The sequence below is a fragment of the Acinetobacter sp. ANC 4216 genome, from assembly GCF_004331195.1.
GTDB classification, from domain to species: domain Bacteria; phylum Pseudomonadota; class Gammaproteobacteria; order Pseudomonadales; family Moraxellaceae; genus Acinetobacter; species Acinetobacter kookii.
Genome location: NZ_SJOC01000001.1, coordinates 101,894 through 122,245, shown reverse-complemented (window position 1 = coordinate 122,245; position 20,352 = coordinate 101,894). Strand labels below are relative to the sequence as shown.

Annotated in this window: 18 protein-coding genes; 8 read left to right on the top strand and 10 right to left on the bottom strand. The window is 43.6% G+C overall.

Going from position 1 to position 20,352, the window contains the following annotated elements; genetic code table 11:
* Positions 1-65: 65 nt before the first annotated feature.
* The 5 genes from E0H88_RS00615 to E0H88_RS00595 all read right to left on the bottom strand — a co-directional run bounded on the left by E0H88_RS00615 (position 66) and on the right by E0H88_RS00595 (position 5,030).
* Positions 66-1,562, bottom strand: a complete 1,497-nt coding sequence (locus tag E0H88_RS00615) for an OmpA family protein (protein ID WP_131272717.1) — start codon at positions 1,560-1,562, stop codon at positions 66-68.
* A 161-nt stretch (positions 1,563-1,723) separates the two neighbouring features.
* Positions 1,724-2,959, bottom strand: a complete 1,236-nt coding sequence (locus E0H88_RS00610; RefSeq protein ID WP_131272716.1) for a dihydroorotase — start codon at positions 2,957-2,959, stop codon at positions 1,724-1,726.
* A gap of 9 nt (positions 2,960-2,968) precedes the next feature.
* The gene (locus E0H88_RS00605; protein ID WP_131272715.1) at positions 2,969-3,985 is read right to left on the bottom strand and encodes an aspartate carbamoyltransferase catalytic subunit; all 1,017 of its coding nucleotides are present in this window, start codon (positions 3,983-3,985) and stop codon (positions 2,969-2,971) included.
* Between the two features lie 223 nt (positions 3,986-4,208).
* The gene (locus E0H88_RS00600) at positions 4,209-4,547 is read right to left on the bottom strand and encodes a hypothetical protein (RefSeq protein WP_092818475.1); all 339 of its coding nucleotides are present in this window, start codon (positions 4,545-4,547) and stop codon (positions 4,209-4,211) included.
* Between the two features lie 162 nt (positions 4,548-4,709).
* Positions 4,710-5,030 carry a hypothetical protein gene (locus E0H88_RS00595; protein ID WP_131272714.1) on the bottom strand — a complete coding sequence of 107 codons (321 nt, stop codon included), beginning with the start codon at positions 5,028-5,030 and terminating at the stop codon, positions 4,710-4,712.
* Positions 5,031-5,265: 235 nt separating this feature from the next.
* Here E0H88_RS00595 and rlmKL point away from each other — a divergent pair, with 235 nt between their 5' ends.
* The gene (gene rlmKL / locus E0H88_RS00590; RefSeq protein WP_131272713.1) at positions 5,266-7,473 is read left to right on the top strand and encodes a bifunctional 23S rRNA (guanine(2069)-N(7))-methyltransferase RlmK/23S rRNA (guanine(2445)-N(2))-methyltransferase RlmL; all 2,208 of its coding nucleotides are present in this window, start codon (positions 5,266-5,268) and stop codon (positions 7,471-7,473) included.
* 64 nt (positions 7,474-7,537) lie between these two features.
* Here the strand turns inward: rlmKL and E0H88_RS00585 are convergent, their stop codons facing one another.
* The 3 genes from E0H88_RS00585 to uvrA all read right to left on the bottom strand — a co-directional run bounded on the left by E0H88_RS00585 (position 7,538) and on the right by uvrA (position 12,893).
* Complete coding sequence (locus E0H88_RS00585; RefSeq protein ID WP_131272712.1) at positions 7,538-8,815, bottom strand: DUF945 family protein; 1,278 nt, start codon at positions 8,813-8,815, stop codon at positions 7,538-7,540.
* Between the two features lie 62 nt (positions 8,816-8,877).
* A complete protein-coding gene (locus E0H88_RS00580) occupies positions 8,878-9,747 on the bottom strand; it encodes an IS982 family transposase (protein ID WP_131272711.1) in 870 nt (289 codons plus the stop codon).
* A 314-nt stretch (positions 9,748-10,061) separates the two neighbouring features.
* The gene (gene uvrA, locus E0H88_RS00570; protein ID WP_131272709.1) at positions 10,062-12,893 is read right to left on the bottom strand and encodes an excinuclease ABC subunit UvrA; all 2,832 of its coding nucleotides are present in this window, start codon (positions 12,891-12,893) and stop codon (positions 10,062-10,064) included.
* A gap of 243 nt (positions 12,894-13,136) precedes the next feature.
* Between uvrA and E0H88_RS00565 the strand changes: the two genes are divergently transcribed.
* Positions 13,137-13,493 carry a DUF1304 domain-containing protein gene (locus E0H88_RS00565; RefSeq protein ID WP_409976748.1) on the top strand — a complete coding sequence of 119 codons (357 nt, stop codon included), beginning with the start codon at positions 13,137-13,139 and terminating at the stop codon, positions 13,491-13,493.
* Positions 13,494-13,557: 64 nt separating this feature from the next.
* Positions 13,558-13,899: a GlpM family protein gene (locus E0H88_RS00560; RefSeq protein WP_131272708.1), complete on the top strand. Its 342-nt coding sequence runs from the start codon at positions 13,558-13,560 to the stop codon at positions 13,897-13,899.
* 251 nt (positions 13,900-14,150) lie between these two features.
* On the opposite strand, the gene tenA is transcribed toward E0H88_RS00560, so the two are convergent.
* A complete protein-coding gene (gene tenA, locus E0H88_RS00555) occupies positions 14,151-14,822 on the bottom strand; it encodes a thiaminase II (RefSeq protein ID WP_092820463.1) in 672 nt (223 codons plus the stop codon).
* Between the two features lie 238 nt (positions 14,823-15,060).
* Between tenA and E0H88_RS00550 the strand changes: the two genes are divergently transcribed.
* From E0H88_RS00550 to ssb, 3 genes are all read left to right on the top strand, one after another.
* A complete protein-coding gene (locus E0H88_RS00550) occupies positions 15,061-16,146 on the top strand; it encodes a DUF475 domain-containing protein (RefSeq protein WP_131272707.1) in 1,086 nt (361 codons plus the stop codon).
* Positions 16,147-16,293: 147 nt separating this feature from the next.
* Positions 16,294-17,658 carry an MFS transporter gene (locus E0H88_RS00545; RefSeq protein ID WP_131272706.1) on the top strand — a complete coding sequence of 455 codons (1,365 nt, stop codon included), beginning with the start codon at positions 16,294-16,296 and terminating at the stop codon, positions 17,656-17,658.
* A gap of 51 nt (positions 17,659-17,709) precedes the next feature.
* Positions 17,710-18,297: a single-stranded DNA-binding protein gene (gene ssb, locus E0H88_RS00540; RefSeq protein ID WP_131272705.1), complete on the top strand. Its 588-nt coding sequence runs from the start codon at positions 17,710-17,712 to the stop codon at positions 18,295-18,297.
* Between the two features lie 90 nt (positions 18,298-18,387).
* Here ssb and E0H88_RS00535 read toward each other — a convergent pair whose 3' ends face one another.
* Complete coding sequence (locus E0H88_RS00535) at positions 18,388-18,852, bottom strand: hotdog fold domain-containing protein (protein WP_131272704.1); 465 nt, start codon at positions 18,850-18,852, stop codon at positions 18,388-18,390.
* Between the two features lie 139 nt (positions 18,853-18,991).
* Here E0H88_RS00535 and E0H88_RS00530 point away from each other — a divergent pair, with 139 nt between their 5' ends.
* Together E0H88_RS00530 and ahpC are read left to right on the top strand one after the other, a co-directional pair.
* Positions 18,992-19,642, top strand: a complete 651-nt coding sequence (locus E0H88_RS00530) for a TetR/AcrR family transcriptional regulator (protein WP_131272840.1) — start codon at positions 18,992-18,994, stop codon at positions 19,640-19,642.
* A 138-nt stretch (positions 19,643-19,780) separates the two neighbouring features.
* A complete protein-coding gene (gene ahpC / locus E0H88_RS00525) occupies positions 19,781-20,344 on the top strand; it encodes an alkyl hydroperoxide reductase subunit C (protein WP_092820458.1) in 564 nt (187 codons plus the stop codon).
* Positions 20,345-20,352: the final 8 nt, after the last annotated feature.

Below are 20,352 nucleotides of genomic sequence, written 5' to 3'. Positions count from 1 at the left end.
ACACTACGTTTATTCTGCAAATAAAGAAGGACGAATCTTCGTCCTTCTTTCGTTACGCAGTCATCTTAGTTTACTTTCTTTTCAACCACACCTTCATTATCCACTGCACGTACAATTCCCGTTTCGGTATTTAATACTTCAAACTCAATACGGCGGTTTTTAAACTGTCCTTCAGGCGTTGCATTATCCGCTACAGGTTGTTGCGAACCATACCCCACTGCTTGCAACTGGGCAGGATCCACGCCCTGTTTGACCAGGTAATCTACAATGGCTTGAGCACGCTTTTGCGACAATGCTTTATTCTGTTCAGCACCCCCTACGGCATCTGTATGCCCTTTGACGGTTAAATGCACCTGTGGCACGCGTTTAATCAAAGCAGCAGCTTGATCCAGAATAGATTTATTGGCATCTGGAATCTCGGCACTTGCGGTATCAAAATTAATAATCTGCATATTCAGTGCAGTTGCAATATCCAGTGCACGAATCTGATCCGGATTAATTTCCGCCAATGCCTGTTCTGCATTGCTATTGCCGGTAGCAATGGCAGTATCGGGATCTACAACTGCGGATGCACTCTGCATTCCAGCCGGAGTCAGCACAGTCATGTTTTTTACCAGGGGACGAATTTGAGCGGCAAGCTGTTCAGCATCAGCCGGATGAGCAGTCTGAATAGCAAGCTGATCCCCCATCCAGGTTAATGAAGTATTTGGCACACCTTTGACCATTTTCAATACAGTTGGAATGACATCCTGATCAATAAATTCTGAATGATAGCGGGCATTGTTTTCCACACCGCAACCGGTGTTGTGATTAAAAATCTGTTTAATCTCTTTCTGCAGAATCTCAATATAGCTGGCATTGCCGGAATATAATTGACATGTGATTAAATCTCCTGTCGAACCGGTACTGAGTTGCAGTTTTGCCGGCTCACTACTCGCGGTTTCAGCAGGTATACCACTGGCTGAAATACTTTCTTTTCTATCTGCACATGACTTGAAAATAAATGCCAATAGTGCAGCTAAAACAAGGAAAACAATCAAGGGAATTAAAAAACCTGATTTTCTTTTTTCTTCGGGTATCCGATCAGGGTCAACCGGGGGCGCTTGATGTAAAGTTTGCCCCGATGCCGTATTCATCCCCAAAGCGCTGAGTAATGCGGGAGCCCAGTGTGGCAAAGCACTGGATACGGCTGGCCAATGGTTTTCAATCAGATGGGTAATCGCACTGGAATCGGAAGATCCTGCCTCATCTTCCAGTACGCCCAAGGTGGGTGCTATAGAACGATTCAGCGTTGATTCGATTATTTCGGTCGGCACCGTGCCGGAAATCTGTTGTAAAAATTCCTGCTTTAAAGAGGGATTGATGATGAAGATATCGCCCAGTCTTGGATTTAATTGTTGCTGTAAATTTGTAATAAACTCGGGTTTAGATTTAAAGATAGATAATAAAATGGGGATAAAATTGCTTAAGGCCTGACTTTTCTCACTCAGGTATTCGGTTTCGCCCTCTAAAACCGTTGCAGATACTTTCTGCTTTAATAAATCAATCAAATTAAGATTCATGGCTTATTCCTCTTATTGTCTTCTTATCATGTCTTTTTTTAGTCTATTCGCTCGTTTTTTAGACAGTGTAATAAATTGTATTATTTGAATAGTATTATTTTTCAACAATAAAAAAGCCAGCCGAAGCTGACTTTCTTATATTTTAAAAACAATCTGATTGCTTAAGCCGCAAAAGTTTTAATCACTTTACCGACCACTTTTTGGTTAATTAGTGGCGTATTTTTGCCTTGAGAGATAATGCTCTCTTTGCTGACTGTCCATTCCAGTTGGGGATCAAGCAAAGCCCAACCCGCTTCTTCAGTCCAGCGCTCTACCATGTTGGCCACTTTTGCCGGTGCAATGGTGACTTTTTCCACCCATTCCAAAGGCTCGAACAACCCTTCGTTAATGAGCTGAAGTCCAAATGGCACAAATGTATCAAATGCAGTAAAGCCCGGTTGGGTTTCAGCAAATGGTGCCATTTTTGCAGAACTGCTGAGCGGCTCATGATGGGTCGAAATGGCATCAATGATGCCCTCTTTCAAACCCTGACGCAGCAATTCTTTGTCTTGTTCGGAACGTAATGGCGGACGCACATGTGCGAGTGAATTGAAGCCGTCAATCAGTTGATCGGTCAGGTGTAACTGGTGCATTGCCACATCACAAGTCACCGGCAAGCCTTTTTCTTTTGCAATGCGAATCAGTTCAACCGAAGCACCGCAGGACAACAAGCCAAAGTGGGCACGCACTTTAGTCGCTTCAATCATGAGCAGGTATTTTGCAATGGCGACGGTTTCCGCCAAGGCAGGAATCATCGGCAAGCCCTGACGTGAAGCGATGAAACCTTCATGTACACAGCCGTCTTTGGCAATTTGCGGCTCTTCCGCATAGAACACCACGGTCATGTTTAAACCAGCTGCGTATTCAAGGGTACGAATCACCACATCATCATCGGCAAATGGTGCATTGGCATTGGAAACCGCGGTACAGCCCCCTTTTTTCAAGCCAGCCATATTGGCAGGTTGATGTCCTTTCAAGCCTTGGGTTTGCGCGCCAATCACTTCTAGGTAAATCCCACCATCCAGCATGGCTTTTTCAACCAGGCCGTGAATGAGTGCACCATTGTCTTGAACAATCGGTTTTGAGTCTGGCGGAGTAAATACATGCAGAATACCGTTAGCACGTGCAGCCTTCCCTTCAGACTTCAATGTCCCGTGCTGTTGCTGACCCGGTTCACGCAAACGTGCACACAGATCCACCATGGTAGGCATCAGCCATTTACTTTGACCGTCAATGGTTTCAGTCACATTGCTTGATTCAGCAACCCGTTTGCCGTGTTCAAGATATACCGTTTCTACGCTGTCGGTTTTGTTGACAGGATCCAAGACACGTACATTTTCAATTTTTACAATACTCATGACTTTCCCTTATCCCGCAACTGCTTCTAACAAACCTTTTTCCTGCAACTGACCTTGCATTGCCAAAGCCAATACCGCCATACGTACTGCAATCCCGTTGGTCACCTGATTTAAAATCACGGACTGGGTGCCATCGGCAATACTTGAATCAATTTCCACACCGCGGTTCATTGGACCCGGGTGCATCACGATGCAATCCGGTTTTGCCAAGGCCAGACGCTCTTTGTTCAAGCCGTACATTTTATAAAATTCAGCTTGTGAAGATAGCGCTGGCGAATCAATACGTTCGTTTTGAATACGCAGGGTAATAATCACGTCGCAATCTTTAATGCCCTCTTCCATGTTGTTAAATAGGCGGACATCTTCGCCATATTCAGCAAAACCATAAGGCAGCAAGGTATTTGGCGCAATCACGCGGATATCTTTACAACCTAAAGTTTGCAGTGCCGCAACATCTGAACGTGCTACACGTGAATGCTTAATGTCACCAATAATGGCAATGCTGATATCTTCAAAATTCTTTTTGGTTTCACGGCGAATGGTGAGCATGTCCAGCATCGCCTGCGTTGGATGCGCATGACGGCCATCGCCGGCATTAATAATCGCGACATTCGGGCACACATCTTTGGCAATAAAATGCGGCGCACCTGAAGATGAATGACGCACCACAAAAATGTCGGTTGCCATGGCTTCCAGATTCCACAGCGTGTCACGCAGGGTTTCGCCTTTAGAGGTACTTGAACGGGCAATATCAATGTTAAGGACATTGGCAGACAGACGCTTTGCTGCAGCTTCAAAAGTGGTACGGGTACGGGTAGAGTTTTCAAAAAACAGGTTCATTACCGTACGACCTTCCAGCAGGTTATTGGTAATCAGCTGATTTTGGTCATTAAAAAAGGACTGCGCAGTGTCCAATATTTTTGTGAGGGTTTCTTTGGAAAGGCCTTCGATGGTGAGGAAGTGTTTTAAGTTACCATCTTGGTTGAGTTGAATCTGGCTCGGAGTATGCAATGCCGCCAAGTGCATGAGAGATTCCTTATACGTTAAGTCAACGTATTATACAGAGTTTAAGCGATTTAAATAGTTCAGCTTGATCTTACTTGTCTAAAAAGCAGCTCGGTATTTGAAATAAAAAATATCATTCCCATTTAATTTTTCAATAACATAAATTAACCATTCAATGATTTAGCCATCTGATTTTAAAAATAAAAACAGGTAACCCAGTCCAGCTCCGAGTTACCCCAGGCAACTAACGGAGAGCCCCAATGTAGCGGTTAGCCCCTTGTGCACGCTCTATGTCTTCTTGGGTGGGTTCAACCGAAATTAAGTCTACATGTTGCGTGAACTGAATTTCATTTACGGGTTCTTCATCCACTTTTAATCCCAGCACTTTCGTCAGGCGTTCAACCAGGCGAAGTAATTCAGGGTCTTGGGTCTGTTTCGCCATTGCCATCACATGTTCGGCATATTCCACGTTCTCTGTAAGATAGCTTGCATCAATCACGCGCCCTGATACCCGTCTTAACCGTGCATAAATAAGTGTTGCCACTGAAAAAGTTTCATTTGTAATGATTACACTTTCTGACATTTGTCATTCCCATCTCTAAAAAAAAAAGTGAGGCATCAAGTGTTCTCCTTGATGATCAAGCAGCCTCACCGGACTATTTTGTTTGCAATATTCGTACCAATATAAAAAAAGCCCACATGATTCAACATATGGGCTTACTTAAAATAATGTTTTTATTATATTTTAGAATAGGCTAAAACTTACATGGCCTTCGTCAAGCGCTTTTTTATTGGTCTTGTTTTCCTTCGAAAGCAGAATCTGCTGGTCTGCTCCATTTATAAGATCATGATCCTCTTGTAAATCTAGAAGAACACGCAAACGTTCTACATAGCTTGCAAGTTCTGCATCCTTGGTCTCAAGTGCCAGTGTGACCACATGATATGCATAGGAACGATCTTGCATTAAATACATGACATCAATAACCCGGCTATTCACTTTCCTTAAGCGTGCATATAACAATGTCGCGACTGAAAAAATATCATCCTTTTTTGCCGTAATATTCATAATTTACCCTTAATAAAATCCATGCATTAAACTTTAAAATTCACTTGGAAGCGCCATGTAATTTTACATATCCCCTGAATTTTCAATTGGCTTTTTATTCCAACATTTAGAGCTTTTTATAATTAATACATCGACATAAATCGCTTGAAGTTTTAAAAATATAAAAAGTTTTCAGCCCTAAAATAAGTTAAACTTATGCAAGTTTTTATTTTATTTTTTTCGGTCTCTCTATTTTATGAATACCTCTTCACGTTTAAGCAATTACTGGGTCACCTGTGCAGATGGTCTTGAAACCTTACTCCAAGAAGAATTGGAAGGTTTGGGTGTTCAAAATATTGAACGTTTACCGGGCCGTTTAATTTTCAAAGGCACATTGGCAGATGCATACCGTATTTGCATGTGGTCCCGTTTGGCTTCACGTGTATTAACACCTATTCATACGCATGAACTTGAATTTACCCATGACGCACGTGATGTAGCAGAAGAGCTCTATGAAGGTGCAATCAACTTTGACTGGTCGCTCATTTTCGCACCACAAAGTACATTTGCCATCCGTTTACATGTAGAACGCGAAATTAAGGTCAATACACAATTTGCCACTTTACGGGTAAAAGATGGTGTGGTGGATTCTTTTATGGAAGCGGTAGGCAAACGCCCAAGCATCGACATCAAGCAGCCAGAAATTACCCTCTATGTGCTTGCTGGTAAAACTGCACACACCTATTGCCTGGATTTATCCGGTGATTCTTTACATAAACGTGGTTATCGTCATTACATGACCGATGCCCCGATTAAAGAAAATCTGGCAGCCGCCATTCTGCAAAAGGCCAAATTAAAACAGCGTAAGCCAGACATTATTTTAGATCCAATGTGCGGTTCAGGGACTTTTATCATTGAATCATTGATGATGCTGACCGACCGTGCACCGGGTCTGGTGCGTCGTTTTGGTTTCAATGGCTGGAATGGACATGACCATGAATTGTGGATGTCAATTAAAGCAGAAGCCGCAGAACGCCATCAAACAGCATTGCAACAGCCTTTACCGCAATTTTATGCCTATGATGCCGACTGGGAAGCGGTGAAAGCCACCAAGAAAAATATTATTGCGGCAGGCTTTGAAGCATTGCTCGACCATATCAAAATTGAAGAGCGTACACTTGCAGACTGGCCGGATTTCAAGGCTGAAGGCAAAACCTCATTTATTGTCACCAACCCGCCTTATGGTGAACGTTTAGGGGATAAAGCTTCAAACCGTGCTTTATATTTAGGTTTATCTGCGCTGTTACAAAAGAACTTTCCGAATCAGTATGCAGCGGTGATCGCGGCGCAGGTTGAACAAGCCGACGTACTGGCTTTTAATGAACCGCAAATTCTGCGTCTGATGAATGGTAAACTGCCAATTTATGTACGTTTCGGCACCATCAAACCGGCTGCCGTATCAGAACCGTTCTTGGCACACTGGCAGCCACAGCAATTCGAGCCGATTGAAGGCGCGCAGGACTTTACCAACCGTCTGCAAAAAAACATGCAGAATCTAAAAAAATGGGCGGTCAAAGAAAATATTTACTGTTTGCGTTTATATGATGCCGACTTGCCAGATTTTAACATTGCGGTGGATTTGTATGGTGATCGCCTGCATGTACAGGAATATGCCCCACCGAAATCGATTGACCCCGAAAAAGCTAAAAAGCGTTTTAACTTAGCCTTGCAAGCCATTCGTGCAGTGACCGGTTTGGGACGAGATGCCATTTTCATTAAAACCCGCGCACGCCAGGAAGGTAAAAACCAGTACACCAAACAGAGTACTGCGTCTAAACGCTTTATCGTACAGGAAGGCAAAGCCAAAATTTTAGTTAACCTGACTGATTACCTGGATACCGGCCTGTTCCTGGATCATCGTCAAATGCGTTTGCGTATTGCAGCAGAAGCCAAAGGCAAGCATTTCCTCAACCTGTATAGTTATACCTCTACAGCAAGCCTGCATGCTGCTTTAGGTGGCGCTGCAAGTACCACCAGTGTCGACTTATCCAACACTTACCTGAACTGGTCCAAAGAAAACTTTGTCTTGAATGGTTTAACCGTAGATCATGCCGATGAGCAGCACCAGTTCTTTGCCAGCGACTGTTTTGAATGGCTGAAAGAAGGTCATGAACAATATGACCTGATTTTTATCGATCCGCCAACCTTCTCGAACTCGAAAAAGTTTCATGGTACCTTCGATGTACAACGTGACCATTTGTCCCTGATCAAGCGTGCCATGAACCGCCTGACCACAGAAGGAACCTTATACTTCTCGAATAACTATCGTGGTTTCGAGATGGATGAGGAAATTCTGGCGTTCTTTGATGTTCAGGAAATTACCAATGAAACCATTGGCCCGGACTTCAAGCGTAATGCCAAAATCCACCGTGCCTGGAAAATTCAGCATCCACAAAATGGCTAATGCATTTCGGATAATGCACTAACTAAAAAGGCTGCCGATCTGGCAGCCTTTGTTTTTACATGTGTTAATTTAAAAATTTCTTTTCACCGTATTTATATTCAATGCCGATTTTTAAAATATCGCCTTCCCGTTTCGCTTGCAGCGACTGCTGCATACCATTCAGCATTTGTTCCAGTTCCTGATCGGATAAGGTTTTACCGCCCTGTTGTAAATAATTTTTCATGATGGTTTTCATGATCTGTTTATCGTATTCAACATTGGCCTGGTATTCGACCAGATTGGGTGCCATTTTAACCAAACTTTCAAATGAGGATTGGTGTCCTGGCATGACCTTGCCGGTCAGATTCGCCTTGGCATACCCTTCACCCGTCTTGATTTGATTATTCTGCGATTCAAAACTAAAGCCGTCGTTCACAATAGCAAGAAAACTATTCATCAGATCTTGACTCAATTCTTTTTTCGTTTCACAGACTTCAGAATTTTTTTCCAGTAAATCCAGGAAAGCCTGTGTTTTCTGCCTGTTCAGGGCTTTCAGGCTCATATTGATCTGGAAATCGCGAAAACTTGGAATGTTATGCAGGCTCATTTCACCAATTTTAATCTGGGTATCAAAATTGACCTTGTGCTCATCTACTCCTGTATTCACAAGCACTGCAAAGTCTTTCAATTCTCCACTGCCGAATTGCTGTACATTTCGATCAGTTCGCTGAATAGAAGCAATATTTAATCGGGTTTTCCCTGGATCTAAAACAGAATTTAAGCCCTGATTGGTCTCGAATTCTAAATCACGCATTTGCACATGACCCAATTTATCATTCACTGTCATACCCGGAATCTGAAATTTGAGCTTAAGCACATCCAGTTGGTCGGCTTTAGATTTTGCATCCAGTTTAAACGTCATCGGCTCAATTCGAGTTTGTATATCTGCCCCATTTTTTTCATACACCGGTGTGGTTAAAGATGAATGAATGACACCCAACCAGTCAATTCTGGTTTGGGCTGTTAAAGGCTTTTTCAATAAACCTTGAAAGATTTCATTGCCTTGCTTGAGGCGAATTTGCGATTCAATGTGATAACCATTCCAGCTGCGTTTAATTGCATCGGTCCCGTTCAGAATCAGCACATCTTTGGGTTTACAGGGATCAATGGTGAATTCAGCAACCCAGTCTGCAGAGCCCTGCATCGCGCCCATATTAAAATTATGATATTGAAGCGACATTAAATTGGATTTTTGATTCTGTTGATAATACGAATTTAGACCCTTATCTGCATATAAATTCCCTCCTATGACCGCTGTTGCCAATACCACAATGCTTCCCAGACCCCAAGTTAATTTTGACATAGTATCTGCTCTAGATTTATATGTTTTTATTAAATAATAAGTATAATTAACCCGAATCCTGTTTAAGCCATTGATCCCATAATTTGAATTTTTGGCTTATTTTGATGGGTAAGTTGATATGCGCATAACGATGCATAGATTCCACTGAGAAATCCAGAAATACTACGTGATTTGCTTGTAACCAGATTGTATTGACCTTTCAATAAGCTGAATAAGGTTTCTATTTTATTGCGCTGTTTCAAGTGATATCCATCAGATTCAGAAAGCTGTATAGACTGCATGTTCTTTCGATGATAGGTAATTAAATCAATACCTTGATCTTTTAATCTATGCTTCGTTTCCTGACTGATATAGCCACGATCTCCATACAGCTTTGCTTCCATACCTTTAACCAATTCCTCAACCATTTTGATGTCGGCTATATGTCCATTGGATAAAGCAGAGCAAGCTATTTCTCCAAATTGATTCATCACAATATGTAATTTACAGCCATAAAACCATCCCATTGAGCTTTTACCACGAGATGCGATTTTGGCTAATGATTTATGACGCTGGATGCGTTGATTTTTACAAACTGGCAGAGTCGTTGAATCAATCCATAAATATTGACTCTGTTGACCTTTCGTCAAAGCTACATGTAAAGCATGTAGCGCCAATTGATGCATATTGATCAGGTGGATCATCCTTTGGTAACAGGGTAAGCTTTTAAATAAATGTCTTTTATCCTGTTTCAACCATGAGAAGAATGCTTTGAAATTATTGAAATGAGAGCATTTATACCAAACAGCGATAAAGATGATTTCTGAAATAGTTAATTGTGCAGCTCGGATTCTTGAGTAGCGACAGTTTTGCTTGAGGAATTTCCAATAAGTTGCTTCAAATTTAATAAAGAAATCATCAATTACACAGAATAATTGGGTACTATTAAACATCAGGACTAGAGTTGTGAGTTTTGTGTGGTAACTCAACTGATGGCTCTAGTCCGCTTATTTTTCAAGTCAATTTCTTATCCGAGATTCGGGTTAAGTAATGTTTCAATAGATGACATTTCGATGAAATCAATAGTTGTTGAAGTACTTAACAAAATTGGTGAAGAGTCTGAATTCAAGAAAAATTTTATGCAAGATATTATAGAAAATCATTTAGATTAATCTCCCCTAACCCCTCTTTAGAAAAGAGGGGAATACCACTTATTTAATAATGGAATACTCCCTCCTTTTTTAAAGGAGGGTCGGGGTGGATTAAATTATTTCAACAACGGCTTCAAGAACTTCGCTGTATGTGAAACCTTAGATTTAACTACCTGTTCAGGCGTACCTTCGGCAATAATCATACCGCCACCGGCACCGCCTTCAGGACCCAGATCAATTACCCAGTCAGCGGTTTTAATCACATCCAGATTATGCTCAATCACCACAATGGTATTTCCCTTGTTGCGTAGCTCATGCAGAATGTCGAGCAGCTTGGCAATATCGTGGAAATGCAGACCGGTAGTCGGTTCATCCAGTACATACAGGGTTTTACCGGTATCACGTTTGGCCAGTTCTCGTGCCAGTTTGACCCGCTGTGCTTCACCACCGGAAAGGGTGGTTGCAGACTGACCCAAACGGATATAGCCCAGACCCACCTGATTTAAGGTTTCCAGACGGCGGTGAATGACCGGAATGGCATCAAAGAAATGCATGGCATCTTCAACCGTCATTTCCAGTACATCAGAAATGTTTTTACCCTTATAGCCGACTTCCAAAGTTTCACGATTATAGCGTTTGCCATGACAGGCATCGCAAGGCACATACATATCCGGCAGGAAGTGCATGGCGACCTTGATCATGCCGTCACCCTCACAGGCTTCACAGCGACCGCCTTTCACGTTAAACGAGAAACGACCTGCGGCATAACCACGCGCCTTGGCTTCTGGCGTTTGGGCAAATAACTCACGAATCGGGGTGAACAGACCAGTATAAGTCGCCGGGTTAGAACGTGGGGTACGTCCAATCGGGCTCTGGTCAATATCCACGACTTTATCCAGAAATTGCAGACCATCAATCGAGTCAAACTTTTCAGCCGTTAAAGTCGTTGCACCGTTTAATTGTGTTGCGGCCAATGGTAACAGGGTACGGTTAATCAAGGTTGATTTACCCGAACCTGAAACTCCAGTCACGCAGGTCATCACGCCTAAAGGAATAGTCAGGTCGACATTTTTCAGGTTATGGCCGGCAGCCCCCATCAGCCTGATTTGCTCTTCCGGTTTTGGCGGCTGAGTCCGGACTTTCGGAACTTCAATTTTCAACTTGCCTGAAAGATACTTTCCGGTCAGCGAGTCTTCATGGGCTGCCAGTTCTTCATAGGTTCCTTCGGCAATCACATGACCGCCATGTACGCCTGCACCCGGACCAATATCAATAATATGGTCGGCGGCACGAATTGCATCTTCATCATGCTCGACCACCAGCACGGTATTGCCCAAATCACGCAGGCGAACCAGGGTTTCCAGCAGGCGGTCATTATCACGTTGATGCAAACCGATGGATGGTTCATCCAGTACGTACATCACCCCCATCAGGCCGGCACCAATTTGTGATGCCAGACGGATACGCTGTGCTTCACCGCCAGACAGGGTTTCGGCAGAACGGGACAGGCTGAGATAATTTAAGCCCACTGAAACCAGGAAGTGCAGACGCTCACGGATTTCCTTGAAAATCTTGTCGGCAATTTCACCTTTGGCCCCTTCAAGATTTAAGTCCTGATAATAGCTTTCGGCATCGCCAATCGACATCTTGGTGATCTCGGCAATGGTTTTGTCTTTGACCCGGACATTGCGGGAAATTTCATTCAGACGTGAACCGCCACAGGCATCACAAGCGGCATTGGAAAGGTACTGGGCTAAATCATCACGCACATAGTTCGATTCCGTTTCACGGTAACGACGTTCCAGATGCGGCAAGATGCCTTCAAAAGGCATGACACGATTGTGTTTGCGCCCGCGCTCATCAATATAGCTTAAATCGATTTTTTCCTTGCCGGTCCCGTACAGGAATTTCTTTTTGGTCTCGGCATCCAGCTCGTTCCACGGCGTATCCAGGGAAAAGCCAAAATGCTCTGCGACTTTTTCAATCATGCTGTAGTAATAAGGACGCTGTCTGTCCCAACCGCGAATTGCACCCTGGCTAATCGAAACTTCAGTATTGGGAATCAGCTTTTCTGCACTGAAATGGCTGCGGGTTCCCAGACCATCACAGACCGGGCAGGCGCCAAAGGGATTGTTGAATGAAAACAGGCGCGGTTCCAGTTCGGCAACCGCACGGTCGCATTCCGGGCAGGAGTGCTTGGCAGAGAAAACCCGTTCCGGTTGTTCGCCTTTCATCCAGGCCAGAATGGCAATATCGCCGCCTAAACGCAGCGCAGTTTCGAAGGATTCGGCAATCCGGTTACCCAAGTCATCACGGACTTTAAAGCGGTCAACCACCACTTCAATGGTGTGCTTTTTCTTTTTGTCCAGTTCGGGTGGGGTGTCAATTTCAACAATCTCACCATCCACACGGGCACGGACAAAGCCCTGACTTTGCAGCTGTTCAAACAGATTGCTGTATTCACCTTTGCGTTCACGTACTACGGGTGCAAGCAGCATCAAGGCTGTGCCTTCTTCCAGACTTTTAACCGCATCGACCATTTCCGATACGGTCTGCGCCACCATCGGCAAGTCATGTTCAGGACAATATGGTGTTCCTACACGGGCATATAAAAGACGCAAATAGTCGTAAATTTCCGTGATTGTTCCCACAGTTGAACGCGGGTTATGGCTGGTCGATTTCTGCTCGATGGCAATCGCGGGACTTAAACCTTCAATCGAGTCAACTTCCGGTTTTTCCATTTGCGACAGGAACTGGCGTGCATAGGCAGACAGGGATTCCACATAACGGCGCTGACCTTCGGCATATAAGGTATCAAAGGCGAGGGATGATTTACCTGAACCCGAAAGCCCCGTAATCACCACAAACTTGTCGCGTGGAATATCGAGTGACACATTTTTTAAGTTATGGGTACGTGCACCTCGAATACGGATATGACTTTGGCTCATGCAATGATCCTAGAAAATTCATCAAAAACCTATATATGATAGCGCATGAAAAATGTTCAAGCTTTATTTAATAAAAATAAAACGTCAGTCTGTGTCGGGCTGCTCAAGGATTTAAATCAAATATATGGAAATGACATTTCGCTGTACCTATAAGTCATACATTTAGATATTGAAATTCTGTATTTCGACCGATTCACCGTTAAAATGCAAAATATCGTCTGAAAAATAAAAAACGGAAATCTCATGATTATTACAAAAGTTCTGATTGCCCTGATCGCGCTGTTACATCTCTATATTTTAATTTTAGAAATGTTCTTGTGGGATAAGCCTTTAGGTATGAAAGCCTTTGGCAATACTGTGGAAAAGGCAAAACTGACCAAAGTGCTGGCGCAAAATCAGGGACTTTATAATGGTTTCTTAGCTGCAGGTCTGATTTGGTCATTATTTGCCCCTGCAAGCTATACGGCTGCACTGGCGAATTTCTTCTTGGGCTGTGTGTTGGTTGCAGGCATTTATGGGGGGATTACCGCAAGCAAAAAGATTATTTATATTCAGGCATTGCCTGCACTGCTGGCCTTGATTGTGCTGAATTTAGTTTAAGTAAACGATATTTCGCGGCGTAAACTATACGATTCAATCAATTGATCAGTTCGGATGAGGCGGGATGCTGGCTTTATTTTTGAAATGTATTTTAGGGGCAACGGTTGTGCTGCTGATTTCCCTCCTTTCCAAAAGTAAGGCGTTTTATATTGCCGGTCTGGTGCCGTTATTTCCGACTTTTGCCTTAATTGCCCATGTAATTGTGTCACAGCAGCAAGGTGCAGCAGCTTTGCAGAAAACGGCATTGTTTGGTTTATGGTCTTTAATTCCCTATGCCATCTATTTGTTGATGGTTTATGTGTTGGCAAGCAAAATGTCGATGTGGTCTTGTTTGGGCGTGGCAACGCTTTGCTGGGTTGTGGCTGCGGCAGGATTGATTTATGGCTGGCAGATGTTTCAGCAGTAATGATTTAGTAAAAACTAAAGTATTAAAAATATTTGCTATCGTGGTAGAGCCATTCGCAACTGTTCGAGGTAGAACCACTTATTTATTTAAAATAATGTTTCTACGATAAATTTTATATTTTTCGGTAATCGACAAGTTTTGCGAATGGCCAATGCTTTTGGTTACTTTGGGCGAAACCAAAGTAACGAATTAGCTGTTTCAATTTATGTGATAGCTGTAAGACTCCGCCAAAAAGAAACAGGCGATTTTGATTAATTATCCAAACCCAACCACTGTCGTTGATCATAAGCACTATCCCAGAACAGCCATTCCAGTTTAGCCGCCGTGGTATAGGCATGATGCATTTTCTCTAAAGTATCGGCATCACAACGCGCAGCTACGCTATCAATAGTCGCAATCACGTTACGAACCGCCTGATTAAATTCTTCACCTGAATAGGTGTCAATCCAGGCCTGATAAGGATTATTTGGAACTGAATGGGCAACAATGGCGTTACCTACTTCGGCATAAATCCAGAAACACGGCAGTAAAGAAGCCAGTACCACCGGATAGCTTTCTGACCAGGCTGTGGCGGTTAAAAATGAAGTGTAATGATGACAAGCCAGAGTCAGCGGCGTGGTTCTAAATTCTTCCTGGCTAATGTCAAATTCCTGCATAAAGTCAGCATGCAGACTGCGTTCCACTACAATGGCAATCCTAGCGGCATCTGAAAACTGCATGACATCTTCAGCGCTAAAGGCTTTTGCAGCGCAGACTGCCAGTGCACGGCCATAGGCCAGTAAATAATGCGCATCCTGAATTACATAATGGCTAAATACATCTTTATTTAATGTGCCTTGTGCTAGTTCCTGATTAAATGGCAGGGCTAAAGTTTTTTCATATAAAGCCAAGTTGCGTTGCCATACCTCTTGAGAAAAGCTCATGTCATCATCCTGTCGATATTAAAAGAAGAATTTACAGTAGGCAGGACTATAACAAGAGTTTTCAGTCCAAGATATGCAGCAGAAAAAATAGTGGATTTGTACTCAAAAAAAATTCATACGAAGAACTTTGGCTTAACAGGAAAAAGTCGTCATAATTGTGCGCATAAAATCTTAAGCACTCTTTTTAAGTTTTACTGAATTCACCCGATATAAATATTTGTCTATAGGTCGATCTATCATGATGAAACATTTTGGTTTCTCAATCATTTTTACGATCGTGTGTCTGGCTATATCTGCATACTGGGGCTTTACGCATGGCCCGGAAGCAGGTTTAAAGACCATGTTCACGGCATTGACCATTACTGCTATTCTGGCGGTGATGGAAGTGTCGCTTTCTTTCGATAATGCGGTGGTAAACGCCTCTGTGCTCAGAGGCTGGGATCATTTCTGGAAAATGATTTTCTTAACCGTCGGTATCATTATTGCTGTATTTGGTATGCGTCTGGTGTTCCCAATCGTGATTGTTGCCGTGACTGCCGACATGGGCATGATGGAAGTGGTCAAGATGGCCCTGAATGATCCGATTAATTATTCTGAAAAGCTGATGGCCCATCATGCGGAAATTGCAGCCTTTGGTGGCTCATTCCTGTTGCTGGTGTTCCTGAACTTCTTCCTGGATAGTGAAAAAGATACCCACTGGTTCAAATGGCTGGAAGCACGTTTGTCCAATCTGGCCAACGTGCCGGCAATGTCTGTATTCCTTGCCCTGATTGGCTTGCTGATCATGGCTGCTAATGTGGATGAAGCGGTGCGTCTGGTGGTCACCATGGCGGGGATCTGGGGCATTGTGGTCTATGTTGGGGTTCAGGTACTGAGCCACTTGTTAGGCGGTGAACCTGAAATTGATGAAGATGGCAATGCTGTGGCGCATGATGCCAGTGGAGCCTCTACAGGCGTGATTAAAGCCGGTTTGGGCGGTTTTATTTACTTGGAAGTGCTGGATGCATCGTTCAGTTTTGATGGGGTGATTGGTGCTTTTGCCATTACTTCGGATGTGGTGATTATTATGCTCGGTCTGGCGATTGGTGCCATGTTCGTGCGTTCGATGACCATTTATCTGGTGGAAAAAGGTACTCTGGATGCCTATATCTATCTTGAACACGGTGCGCATTATGCCATTGGCGCTTTAGCCTTCATTATGCTGGCCAGCGGTACCGGCGTGCATGTGCCGGAAGTGGTTACCGGTTTAATTGGGGTAGCATTTATTGTCTGGGCAGTCATTGCATCCATTCAATATAGCAAACGTCAAGAGCGAATCCGTTAATGGTTTTTTAAGAAAACCGAGTACAATAGGGGTGCATGAAAATGCGCCCTTTTTTGTGGTGGTTCATTCCTGAAAAATCAGCATTTGTAAGATGAATGTTGTAGGATAATCCATTGAAATAAAACTTATAGACCTAAGCCAATTGATATGATGAATGCTTTAGAACGCCGTTCAACCTTTGCCTTAAGCAGTATTTTTGCACTGCGTATGTTGGGCCTGTTCATGATTATTCCTGTATTTTCTATAGCAGGACAGTCATATCAAGGGGCAACCCCTGCACTGATTGGATTAGCCGTCGGGGTCTATGGTTTAACCCAGGCCATTTTACAGATTCCTTTTAGCCTGCTGGCCGACCGCTTTAGTCGTAAACCTTTGATCATTCTGGGCTTGTTGCTGTTTGCTCTTGGTGGTGCGGTTGCGGCAATGTCCGAAACCATTTATGGCGTCATCATTGGCCGTGCCATTGCCGGTGGTGGTGCAGTTTCAGCGGTGGTGATGGCACTTTTGGCCGATGTCACCCGTGAAGAACAGCGCAGCAAGGCCATGGCTGTGATGGGCATGAGCATTGGCGTATCCTTTATGGTGGCCTTCAGTCTGGGACCTTGGCTGACCAGTCTGGTCGGTATTTCCGGACTGTTCTGGGTGACCACCCTTATGGGTTTGGCTGCCATATCGATGCTGTTATTTGTCCCTAAAGTGACCCGTCATCATAAAAATTACCAGCAAGGCTATGTAGCACAGCTAAAACAGGTGTTGAAAATGGGCGATTTAAACCGTCTGCATGTTTCAATTTTTGCCTTGCATCTGTTGCTGACCGCGATGTTTGTATATATGCCATCGCAACTGATTCAGTTTGCCGGCATTCCCTTATCCAGTCATGGTCTGGTGTATCTGCCACTGCTCATTATTAGCCTGTTTTTTGCCTTTCCGAGTATTATTCTGGCGGAAAAATATCGCAAAATGCGCGGTATTTTCCTGACTGCAATTGCTGGAATTGTACTGGGTCTGCTGGTGCTGATTTTTGGCTATGAATCCAAATATGTTTTATTGGCAGGTTTGGGATTATTCTTTATTGCCTTTAACGTCATGGAGGCCTTGCTGCCTTCATGGCTATCCAAATCTGCACCAATCCAGTCTAAAGCCACGGCTATGGGCATCAATTCCAGTAGCCAGTTTTTAGGGGCATTTTTTGGGGGCATGATTGGCGGTCAACTCTTGTTACTAAATAATACCTCGATAGGTTGGGGCATCCTGGCGGGGATCGCGGTGCTCTGGTTATTGATCAGCTTTAGCTTGGCCCAGCCGCGCTATCTTTCCTCACTGGTATTGGCCTTGCCCGAGACAAAACAAACGGATGAGTGGACTTCTCAACTTTTGGCGATTCGTGGTATTGAAGAGGTTGTGGTGATGTCCGACCAGCAATTTGCTTATGTTAAAATTGATAAACAGCTGATAGATGAAGCTGCGCGACAAGATTTAACGCAGTTGTTGGGTAAAGAGGTAGCCATTTAAGCATAACTCTTATAAAGTAAAATATAGAAATAAATAGGAAGTGTACGTCTGATGCGTGGTGTTAATAAAGTTATTTTAGTTGGAACTTTAGGTAAAGATCCTGAAACCAAAACTTTTCCAAATGGTGGTTCTCTGACTCAGTTTTCAATTGCAACCAGCGATTCGTGGACTGATAAAAATACGGGTGAGCGTAAAGAACAAACTGAATGGCATCGTATTGTGTTGCATAACCGCTTGGGTGAAATTGCACAGCAATATCTACGTAAGGGTTCAAAAGTTTATATTGAAGGTTCATTGCGTACGCGTCAGTGGACAGACCAAAGCGGTCAGGAACGCTACACCACAGAAATTCGTGGTGAACAGATGCAAATGTTAGATAGCAACCGTCAGCAAGGTGAACAAGCTGCAGGTGGCGATAACGCCGGTTATAACCAGCCACGTTTCAATAATAATCAAGGCGGCGGTTATAACAACAATAATAACAACCAGGGCGGTTATGGCAATCAGGGCGGTTATAACAACCAGAACAATCCGGGTAATGGTTATGGCAACAACAACCCAGGCGGTTTTGCACCAAAACAGCAGCCTGCACCGGCAGCAGCTGCGCCGGCAGATCTAGATGATGATTTACCGTTCTAACTTTTAATTAAAACGGCAAGTCATCTTTAAAACCCTTCCATTGTGGAGGGTTTTTTAATGGGCGGTTGATCAGTAGTTTAGGATGAACGCTTATTTTTTGGCAGAAACCCACATGGTGATGATGGCACGGAACACCACATCCTGATTGGTATCTTTGACTTCAACCTGAACTGGATAATCACTGCCTGCGTTCCAGGGAAAATTGGCTTGCAGCGGGGTGGCAACTGCAACCAAATCGGTATTGGCTTTTTTCAGATATTCCACCTGCATGCCTTTGGGAATCCAGCGATGCGTAGCAGGAACGGTGGCATCGGTCATGGTTCCTCCGGCAAGCTCTGCCATATTGCACATGGCAATAGCATGTACCGTGCCCAGATGATTCAGCACAGCGCGGTGCTTTTTCATCCTGATTTCGCAGTATTCGGGTTCAAGTCTTTCAAATAGTGGTGAAATGCTGCTGAAATAAGGCGCTTTTAAGCACAGCATTTTAGAAAATGTCCATTTCCCGGCAGGCTTATTGGCCAATGTGTTCCATATTTTTAGTGCTTGGCTCATCAGAGAATTCCTTCTTATCATTTTAAGAAAATCATTCTAATACAGAATAATATTCTGTTATTTGGCATAAGTGACTGCTTTTCGGTAATAAATGGTCTATGATTTTGCCTGTTCTCATCATGTATCGAAGCATATGGATATGCAGCAAGCCGATTTATTCCACCGTATTTATCCTGGACGCCGTGCCGAACTGAAGCGCATTTTGCTACAGCATGCTTTAGACTGCTTTTCTGAATTCACGATTGAAGCGACCAGCATTGAAATGATTCGTGAGCGTGCAGACAGTAGTGTGGGTGCGATTTATCATCATTTTAAAAACAAGGAAGGCCTAGTCGGAGCACTTTTTAGTGCAGCTTTACAAGATCAGATGCAGCAGCGCACAGCTGCATTACAGCAAGCCCAAGGCGTGCAGCAGGGGATGGCTGTCATTATTGGCCAATATATCGATTGGGTGGTGCAGAACCCTGACTTTGCCCGCTTCCTGTTTATGGCACGCATGAGTTTAGGGGCAGGGCAGCACGCAGAAATTGCTGCACAAAACCAGCAACGCAATCAGGCGGTATTTGACTGGCTGAAAAAGCAGACAGATGAAGACCTTGCACAGCTTGCAAAAATTCCGCGTGAATTGCTGTTCTCTTTAATGCTGGGTGCAACTGAAAGTTATTGCCGTGCCTGGTTATCACGCAAAGTCAGTACTTCTCCCATTCTCTATAAGCAGGCTTTGATTGATGCAGCTTGGCATTCAATTACGCAGTTTCCTTCTTACGCTAAAATTGGCTACAGCGATTAGAACAGAGCATAAGATAGAATTTTTAAATCTAAAAAATCGATCATTTTTATAAAAAAGTACGGTTTTACCTATTTAAAAAACTTTCGTATTCTAGCTTCACCAGATAAGCAATCCCAGAAACGAGCTAGAGGATATCTCATGAGTTTAATCAATACTGAAGTAAAGCCATTCAACGCAACAGCATATAAAAACGGTGAATTCATCCAGGTGTCTGAACAGGACATGATCGGAAAATGGTCCGTGGTATTTTTCTATCCTGCAGATTTCACTTTCGTTTGTCCAACAGAACTTGGCGATTTAGCTGATAATTATGCTGAATTCCAGAAAATGGGCGTAGAAATCTATTCAGTATCGACAGATACCCATTTCACTCATAAAGCCTGGCACGATTCTTCTGAGGAAATCAAGAAAATCCAGTACAGCATGGTGGGTGACCCAACCTGGACCTTGGCAAAAAACTTCGAAGTGCTCATCGAAGCTGAAGGTTTGGCTGACCGTGGCACTTTCGTGATTGACCCGGAAGGCAAAATCCAGATTATCGAAATCAATGCTGGCGGTATTGGCCGTGATGCGCAAGAACTCCTGCGTAAAGTGAAAGCTGCACAATATGTCCATGCTCACCCAGGTGAAGTGTGTCCGGCTAAATGGAAAGAAGGTGATGCTACCCTTGCACCTTCAATCGACCTGATCGGTAAAATCTAATCTCAAGT

Bases quoted from the DNA above. Each gene is read 5' to 3' on its own strand.
- E0H88_RS00615 (WP_131272717.1), bottom strand. From the start codon at position 1,562: ATGAATCTTAATTTGATTGATTTATTAAAGCAGAAAGTATCTGCAACG.
- E0H88_RS00610 (WP_131272716.1), bottom strand. From the start codon at position 2,959: ATGAGTATTGTAAAAATTGAAAATGTACGTGTCTTGGATCCTGTCAAC.
- E0H88_RS00605 (WP_131272715.1), bottom strand. From the start codon at position 3,985: ATGCACTTGGCGGCATTGCATACTCCGAGCCAGATTCAACTCAACCAA.
- E0H88_RS00600 (WP_092818475.1), bottom strand. From the start codon at position 4,547: ATGTCAGAAAGTGTAATCATTACAAATGAAACTTTTTCAGTGGCAACA.
- E0H88_RS00595 (WP_131272714.1), bottom strand. From the start codon at position 5,030: ATGAATATTACGGCAAAAAAGGATGATATTTTTTCAGTCGCGACATTG.
- rlmKL (WP_131272713.1), top strand. From the start codon at position 5,266: ATGAATACCTCTTCACGTTTAAGCAATTACTGGGTCACCTGTGCAGAT.
- E0H88_RS00585 (WP_131272712.1), bottom strand. From the start codon at position 8,815: ATGTCAAAATTAACTTGGGGTCTGGGAAGCATTGTGGTATTGGCAACA.
- E0H88_RS00580 (WP_131272711.1), bottom strand. From the start codon at position 9,747: ATGTTTAATAGTACCCAATTATTCTGTGTAATTGATGATTTCTTTATT.
- uvrA (WP_131272709.1), bottom strand. From the start codon at position 12,893: ATGAGCCAAAGTCATATCCGTATTCGAGGTGCACGTACCCATAACTTA.
- E0H88_RS00565 (WP_409976748.1), top strand. From the start codon at position 13,137: ATGATTATTACAAAAGTTCTGATTGCCCTGATCGCGCTGTTACATCTC.
- E0H88_RS00560 (WP_131272708.1), top strand. From the start codon at position 13,558: ATGCTGGCTTTATTTTTGAAATGTATTTTAGGGGCAACGGTTGTGCTG.
- tenA (WP_092820463.1), bottom strand. From the start codon at position 14,822: ATGAGCTTTTCTCAAGAGGTATGGCAACGCAACTTGGCTTTATATGAA.
- E0H88_RS00550 (WP_131272707.1), top strand. From the start codon at position 15,061: ATGATGAAACATTTTGGTTTCTCAATCATTTTTACGATCGTGTGTCTG.
- E0H88_RS00545 (WP_131272706.1), top strand. From the start codon at position 16,294: ATGATGAATGCTTTAGAACGCCGTTCAACCTTTGCCTTAAGCAGTATT.
- ssb (WP_131272705.1), top strand. From the start codon at position 17,710: ATGCGTGGTGTTAATAAAGTTATTTTAGTTGGAACTTTAGGTAAAGAT.
- E0H88_RS00535 (WP_131272704.1), bottom strand. From the start codon at position 18,852: ATGAGCCAAGCACTAAAAATATGGAACACATTGGCCAATAAGCCTGCC.
- E0H88_RS00530 (WP_131272840.1), top strand. From the start codon at position 18,992: ATGCAGCAAGCCGATTTATTCCACCGTATTTATCCTGGACGCCGTGCC.
- ahpC (WP_092820458.1), top strand. From the start codon at position 19,781: ATGAGTTTAATCAATACTGAAGTAAAGCCATTCAACGCAACAGCATAT.